The organism is Modicisalibacter xianhensis (genome assembly GCF_900113605.1).
Lineage (GTDB): Bacteria > Pseudomonadota > Gammaproteobacteria > Pseudomonadales > Halomonadaceae > Modicisalibacter > Modicisalibacter xianhensis.
Map to the genome: position 1 here is coordinate 1 of NZ_FOPY01000035.1, position 6,365 is coordinate 6,365.

General features: G+C 56.9%; 8 protein-coding genes and 1 pseudogene. 4 read left to right on the forward strand and 5 right to left on the reverse strand.

All coding sequences use genetic code 11. The features are described from left to right. The 4 genes and pseudogenes from BM194_RS20215 to BM194_RS20235 form a co-directional block, all read right to left on the reverse strand. Window positions 1–262: pseudogene (locus BM194_RS20215) on the reverse strand (IS481 family transposase); the annotation flags it as partial. 231 nt (window positions 263–493) lie between these two features. Then, window positions 494–865 carry a hypothetical protein gene (locus tag BM194_RS20220; RefSeq protein WP_143097650.1) on the reverse strand — a complete coding sequence of 124 codons (372 nt, stop codon included), beginning with the start codon at window positions 863–865 and terminating at the stop codon, window positions 494–496. Window positions 866–1,351: 486 nt separating this feature from the next. Then, a complete protein-coding gene (locus BM194_RS20230; RefSeq protein WP_092850717.1) occupies window positions 1,352–1,600 on the reverse strand; it encodes an apurinic/apyrimidinic endonuclease family protein in 249 nt (82 codons plus the stop codon). 80 nt (window positions 1,601–1,680) lie between these two features. Continuing rightward, the gene (locus tag BM194_RS20235; RefSeq protein ID WP_092850720.1) at window positions 1,681–1,974 is read right to left on the reverse strand and encodes a hypothetical protein; all 294 of its coding nucleotides are present in this window, start codon (window positions 1,972–1,974) and stop codon (window positions 1,681–1,683) included. Between the two features lie 234 nt (window positions 1,975–2,208). On the opposite strand from BM194_RS20235, the gene BM194_RS20240 reads away from it, so the two are divergent. The 3 genes from BM194_RS20240 (at window position 2,209) to BM194_RS20255 (ending at window position 4,673) form a co-directional block, all read left to right on the forward strand. Next, window positions 2,209–2,721 carry an adenine nucleotide alpha hydrolase family protein gene (locus BM194_RS20240; protein ID WP_092850723.1) on the forward strand — a complete coding sequence of 171 codons (513 nt, stop codon included), beginning with the start codon at window positions 2,209–2,211 and terminating at the stop codon, window positions 2,719–2,721. Window positions 2,722–2,736: 15 nt separating this feature from the next. Beyond that, window positions 2,737–3,081: an adenine nucleotide alpha hydrolase family protein gene (locus tag BM194_RS20245; protein ID WP_092850726.1), complete on the forward strand. Its 345-nt coding sequence runs from the start codon at window positions 2,737–2,739 to the stop codon at window positions 3,079–3,081. A gap of 680 nt (window positions 3,082–3,761) precedes the next feature. Next, a complete protein-coding gene (locus BM194_RS20255; RefSeq protein ID WP_218155442.1) occupies window positions 3,762–4,673 on the forward strand; it encodes an Abi family protein in 912 nt (303 codons plus the stop codon). Window positions 4,674–5,442: 769 nt separating this feature from the next. Here BM194_RS20255 and BM194_RS20265 read toward each other — a convergent pair. After that, entirely contained in the window at window positions 5,443–6,009 is a 567-nt protein-coding gene (locus BM194_RS20265) for a type ISP restriction/modification enzyme (protein ID WP_177223484.1), read from the reverse strand. Between the two features lie 61 nt (window positions 6,010–6,070). Here BM194_RS20265 and BM194_RS20270 point away from each other — a divergent pair. Continuing rightward, window positions 6,071–6,365: transposase (locus tag BM194_RS20270; RefSeq protein ID WP_143097652.1), on the forward strand; the 295-nt coding region annotated here is incomplete at its 3' end.

The window sequence follows — 6,365 nt, forward strand, 5'->3', positions numbered from 1 at the left end:
GCAAGTCATCGACGCTCAGACGCAGGTAGTCGCGCAGAGCCACCACGATCTCTTCCTGGACGGGAGACAGCGTCGCGAGCAGGTTATGTCGCGTGTGGGGTCGATCATGTTGCGTGCTGCGGTAACGCCACCGGGCAATGGTGGGACACGAGACATGATAACGCCGAGCCAGTTCGCTATCGCTGACCGAGGCGGGTGCCTGCTGGATCTCCTTGCGGATGCGCGGTGTGGTGGTCGCCGTCTTATGCAGTTTGATATCCATCTCGCTGCTCCTGGATGAATTGAGCAATGAGTTCACGCGCTGCCAGCAGAGGATAGCTCCTAAGGCTTAATCTATCATCCGGCCTCTTACACTTACGGAAACCTTCAAGCCTATCGACACAAGCGCTAATCAAAATACTCTTCATCATATCGCCAGATAGTCCTCTTTTTATATCTAGGGCCATGATGCCTTCCTATTAAATTATTTCGTATTCCCTACATGCCATTTTCACTATGCTCCCGACCATGGGGCAATCGAAGTGATGATGTAAACGGAGCGCTCTTCTATGCCCTCGGAAAGGTCGACTCGTTCAACCTCCTGTCCCTCAGCCAAGGGTCGGTCAAGAAAGTCGATCACAGTTTCAGTGGAGTCACCGTAACCCCACTCTGCTTGGTATTGCCGGTACTCCTCGCTCACATCTTTGAGTATGAGGGGATAGAGGGTCAACGGCTCGTTGGGGTCGCTGCGCTCATTGGCATAGCCATACATTTCATCTGTCTGCAGTCGACCGTCTTGGTTCAATACAGCCACAAAACGCATCACGCACTTGGGATCGGCCTTGTACTTGAGGTCGATCCGAACCGGCATGTGACTTGAAGGCACAGGTGTCTCCTTGGTCAGTGGTCAGCGCCAATCGACTCGTGAAACCCATCACTCAAATCGATGATGCGACGTAGTTCTTTTCTGAGATGCTTTGCTGTCATCGAGCTGTTCGCGATCCGGCACATCGCGGCCCGGTGCTGGCGTGAACGGCGGCACACGTCATGGAGAGTCATAAAATGTGACCTAGCTTGCTGGTAGCGCTCTGTTGGCCTGATGATCTGACTCCACCAGAACTCAACCCCAGACAGCTGCCGGCGCGAGTGAATAGCCACCATGAGGTAGTCCCTCACCTCAATCTCTTCGGGGGAATCGTCCCCGGCTCAATACTATCGCCAGGTTCCTCCAAGTAATGCTCGTCCAAGGGGGGTGTGCATGTAGCGCTTCTCGTTGCCATCCTCATCCCGGAAAGCCACTTTTGAAGGTTCAAACGGGAAACGCTGATACCACTCTGCCGCCCTCGGTATCTGCTCTGAAGCGTGCATTCTCTCAGCCCTTCGCCTTGGGGATCTTCACGCCTTCCAGCTTGTAGTGCTCACCAAGCTCGATGGCACGGCGCACTGACTCCAGTACGGGTTTGCGCACCGCACGGTAGCGGGTCGAATCAGGCGAGGCGAACCAGCCCTTTACCGTCTCCACGCTATACCCCGTCAGCGTGGCCACATGTGTCTGGTTCAGGCCGTGCCGCTCCATAAGCTGACGGAGGGCTTCATTGGTCGATGTGTCGGAAGTGCTCATCACTGTCTCTCTATGGTCGCCACTGGCGCGTACCAGCAGCGATTGTTATCTAAGGCGCCTTGAAGCGCATCTGGGGAAAGCTACGCCTCGAGGCCCCAACAGCGCCTGGCGCGAGCCCGGGCGCTCTCTTGGGGGAACGTCTCGGGAAGAGCAGGGGAGCTGTCCTGGTTGAAATGCGCCAGCAGATCGCCAAACAGCTCTGCGTCTCTTAGATCGAGGTCGATACCCACCAGCACGTCTACCGCTTGGTGGATCTCCATGACAGACCAGGGCTCCAGTTGGGCAATAAATTCATTGTCGCGAATTAGCCGCTGGATCTCGGGGTGCCCCTTGATCGTCTCGAGCTGCACGGCTGCCGGCATGAGATTCGCCATGTGGCCTCCATTCTCATTGGTTCTGGCGTAAGTTTAATGTGCAATGCACACGCCTGCAATACCTAGAAACCACCCTCAGTCACAATGTATGGGCCGATCACATATGGCTAATGGGGATACATGCGAACCTGAACACGTACCATCATAGCCGTAAAAAAGTGTGCACTCCGCTTGCAATAGTGTGCATTGCACACTATTATAGGAGGCATCAGCTACACGACCTGGAGACACACCATGAACCTGGCAATCAACCTCGACACCGACACCGCTATGCCGACCACCTTCGAGCCGGCTTCGGTCCCGCTGCCCGAGCGAGTTCGCCAGGCCATTGATCTTCTGAAGGCAATTGTCTCCGTGCAACCCACCTCGCTTGTGATCGCCTACTCAGGCGGCAAGGACTCAACAGCGGTCACCAGCATTACTCTGGCGGCGCTGGCTGAGCTGGCGCAAGAGGGCAGGCTGCCGACTGATATCGAGCACTTGGCTGTCACCTCGAACACCGGCATCAAGAACCCCGTCATCGAGCGTCATGTGGGTCGCCACCTCCGGGCAATGCGGGCCTTCGCCGCTGAAGCTGGCATTCCCCTCAAAGCCAAGTGGGCCATGCCCAGCCTGGCCGAAAGCTGGCAAGTAAGTGTTCTGGGCGGTCGCCGGCAGATGGCGTGGCCGAGTGAAGGGCAAAGCCAATACTGCTCGGTTGACTGGAAGATCAAGCCGATCGACACCCTCAAGCGCCAGCACGCCTAATCCCTTCCCAAGGGAGTGCGTCAGATCACGCTGCTGGGAAGCCGCTTCGAGGAATCCGCTCGTCGTGCAGTCAACCTGGACGACCAGGGTGCCGGCACCGGGGTAGTCGAGCATCAAGGGCGCCTGCTGTCTTACCCAATCTCCAGCTGGACCACCAGCGACGTATGGGGCTTCATCCTGTTCTCCCAACCCTTTGGCAAGGGTGGTCCTTTCCCGAGCTATGCTGACTCACTGGCCGATGTGCTGGAGGTATACAACAGTGCAGCTCTATCGTCGGCGGCAGCGGCAAGCGGACGCCGTGTGGGGCGCGTACAGGCTGCTGGGCCTGTCCGTATGCCGGCCGCTCCGACGAGAGCCTGAGTAACATGGCCAATGACAGTCCCGAGATGGGCCTTTGCTGACGCTGCTGACGACGCTCGATGATCTGCTTTACGATGGCAGCGTCTAACGCGCAGGGGCTTCGGGCAGGGTATGACGTACGGTCCTGAAGACCGGTCTGGCCTTCCTAGCGGTAACGACGTCCCCACTTGTAAACCGTTCTCTCACTGATGCCCTGGGCTGCACTACCTCCCTTGACCTAAGCCCTTCATCGATGACCAGGGCAACCAGCAGGGCTCGACCATGAGGAGTGAGGCGGGCATTCTTATGAGTGTCCATTGGGCCCCTGATTGGTTCGCATTTCAGTCTTCCGGGTAAGCTCCGGATGAACCGAGAGATCACAGCTAGCGGACGACGGGGACGGCTTAAAGAGGCTTACCTGCGATTATGGCTTCTGAGCCCAAGCCCGGCCGCAGTCATCGTCGCAGGGCATGCCGCTAACGGGCGAATGGATTGGAAAATTGAGGCTAGGGGGCAGGCCTATGCGGATTGGCAAGACCAGCAGGTAAATGCGACAGTGGCGCAGCCGTTGGATGCTGGACCGATCTGGTAGATGTGGCTTGGCAGCAGGTCTTTGCATCCTTATACTAAGTCGTAACAACACCCCCCACGCCTCTCTCGGAAGCGCACCTTGGGGGGTTACTTTTTTCTGGAGACCGGCCTTGCAGTTCAACAAGCCACCGCTGAGCTTAGATGATCAGCTCGACCGGCTCATCCAGCGGGGGCTTGCGGTCCCGGACCGCCAGAGGGCGCTTCACTACCTGCGTCACCTCAACTACTACCGGCTGGGCGCCTATTGGCTGCCCTTCGAGGCTGATCACCAGACACATCGCCTGCGCCCTGGCACCACTCTTGACGATGTGCTCAACCTGTATGTGTTCGACAGGGAGTTCCGGCTGTTAGTCATGGACGCCATCGAACGCATCGAGGTCTCTATTCGCACTAGCTGGGCCTACCACATGGCCCACACCCACGGCCCTCACTGTCACCTTATCCCTGCGCTATTCAAGTCACCTCACCGTTCATGGCGCTACGAGGAGCGGCTCCATGCCCTGGAAGGGGAAGTGCGGCGCAGCCAGGAAACCTTCATCCGCCATCTGAGCACCACCTACGATGAGCCGCTGCCTCCGATCTGGGCCCTGGTGGAAATCATGACGTTTGGCCAATTGTCCCAGTGGTATGCCAACACACGCCAGCGCCGAGATCGTAATGCCGTGGCTCGAGAGTACGACTTCGACGAGAGCGTGCTGACATCGGTGCTACACCACCTGAGCACGGTGCGAAACCAGTGTGCTCATCATGCTCGGCTATGGAACAGGGAGTTCACCTTCCTTCCCAAGCTGCCAAAGGATCGCCCTGCGGCTGTGCTGGATAGTCTGTCTTTCGACACCTCGCGTCGTATCTATAACACGCTTACCTTGATACTGTACCTGATGGAAGTAGTGAACCCTCATCACCATTGGGGAAAACGGCTAATTGGCTTGATTGATCGCCATGCGATCAATGTCGCTGAGATGGGCTTCCCCGACGATTGGCGTGACCGCCTACTCTGGAAGAAGCAGTTACATAAGTAGGCTTTTCCTTATTTCCCAAACCGTTAGGCTGGCTCAAAAAATTACGCCAAACTCAGAGAGATAATACAGCGGACAGCAGGGAGCCCCTGCTTATAGCAAGCATCACCAAATCCGTGGTGCTTATTTAATTATGCTACGGCCTTCTGAGAATCGGCGGGGGAGAATTCGATAACTCAGCCTGATAAGGCTCGACCACAGTGTTATAGATCCATTCTTCGGCATCTATACCCGCTGGGGATGGGTTCGGAAAGATTAGGGCTGTGAGTGCCTGACTGGGCAGGTCCGGGTGTCTATCACACCATTGATGTAGGGTTTTACTTGCGAATCCCCACCACTCCTGCTGGAAGTCGTACAGTTCATCCTCGGGTACCGCACCGTCAATGCCCCGGGTCCACATCCTCTCCATACCCGGAAGCGTTAGCAGAGCCCAACGGAAGCCCGCGGCCAACGCATCATGGAGTGGTTGGACCGGGCGATGGTCGAAGTTCTTGATGGGCAGATGCCTGGTAAGTCCCGGGGACTGGAGGGTGGCCCGGCGATAACGTGCCTCAAGCACACCAATGAGAATGCCGACGGTACGCCCATACATATCATGCTGGACCCACGCCAGAATCTCATCGTCCCCTGGAAACACCTCCGTGACAATCATGTCGCACCTCTCGCTGATCGATCCGAGCGGAGTGTATCAACTGGGACTCTGGCAATGTCGATAACTCTCTGACAGTTATCTAAGGCCAAGAAGGCTCCGCTCTCGTCATCAGCACAGTGGTCAGATATCCAGGGCCGGCAGCGAGCGAACGATTTTCATCGTTTCCAGGCTCACCGTGATAACCCGCTGAAACAGCTTAAGGGGATATGCCGGATCCCCCATGGTCTCGATCGCATAATCGTTGGCATCGTTGATAATGCCGCTTGCCTTATCCGTCTTGACCATCTGGCGCTCCATCACCCACTCCAGAGCCGGCTTACCGTTCACGACGTAGTCGTAGGCCTCTAGCGGGACTCCGGTGATGGTAATGAAGTTATTGTATTTCACCGTGGACTTATCTTTGTCCTTTGCGGTGCCACCAAACTTCCACTTTTTCTCCACCCCGAAATGCTCAGGCTCCAAGTCGTCGTAGGTGTAGCCCTTCGGTAGCTTGAGCTCCACTGCATAGGGCTTGGCCTCCTCATAGCCGACATGGAGATCTCCCAGCGCTCGCCCTGCCTTGGAGAAAGCCCAGAAATCCTCGGCCTTCTTCACCGCCGGGATACGAGGAAGCTCTTTGCTGAGGTTGTCCGCGAAGCGCTCATGGTAGTCTTCGGAGTGGAGTAGGCCGTAGACGTAATAGAACAAATCCTCCTTGAGTGCCTTTCAAAACCTTGAAAACCCCTTCAGTCATTCCTAGATTTTCGGTATGGCTAAGAAAATCGTATCCGACGAACTCTGGTCCATTGTCGAGCCACTGCTGCCACCACCGACGCCCAGGCCACGCGGTGGCCGGCCTCCCATCTCCAATCGCGCAGCCTTGACGGGCATCCTGTTTGTGCTGCGCTCGGGCATTCCCTGGGAGATGCTGCCCCAGGAGATGGGCTGTGGCTCGGGTGTGACCTGCTGGCGACGACTGCGTGACTGGCACGAGGCGGGCGTCTGGGAGCGTTTACATCGGACACTGCTGGAACACCTGCACCACGCTGAACAGCTTGACTGGG